Raw genomic sequence first — 512 nt, forward strand, 5'->3', positions numbered from 1 at the left:
TCGCGCCTCGACGTCGTCCAGGCCGAAGGTCTGGTCCAGGCGACCCAGGCCGAAATCCCCGGTCTCGAAACCAGCTTCCGCGTTTCTGCTCACCACATCGCCACCCTGCTCGGCCTGCCGGCATCGTCGCTGATGGCCGAACTGCAGAAGGGCTCGCGCCAGCCGGTGTTCCGTGGCGGTCTGCAGGCCGGTATCCCGGCCGACCTGATCCGCAACCGTCCCGACATCCGCAAGGCCGAACGCGATCTCGCTGCCGCCACCGCCAATATCGGCGTTGCAGAAGCGCAGCTCTATCCGTCGATCTCGCTGTCCGGCTCGATCTCGCCGTCCTACGTCCGCCCGGTTGGCGGCAATGGCGGCCTGACCACCTGGTCCTTCGGCCCGACGCTGAACCTGCCGATCTTCGACGGCGGCCGTCTGCGCGCCAATGTCGACATCACCAAGTCGGATGCCAAGGCTGCCTATCTCGCCTGGAAGTCGGCTGTTCTGAGCGCCGTCGAGCAGGTCGAGAA

General features: G+C 66.6%; 1 protein-coding gene. It reads left to right on the forward strand.

Annotated features, from left to right (window positions below; all coding sequences use genetic code 11):
* Nucleotides 1-512: TolC family protein (locus tag ACODR6_RS32105; protein ID WP_489026621.1), on the forward strand; the 512-nt coding region annotated here is incomplete at both ends.

The organism is Rhizobium sp. FG96 (assembly GCF_057808655.1).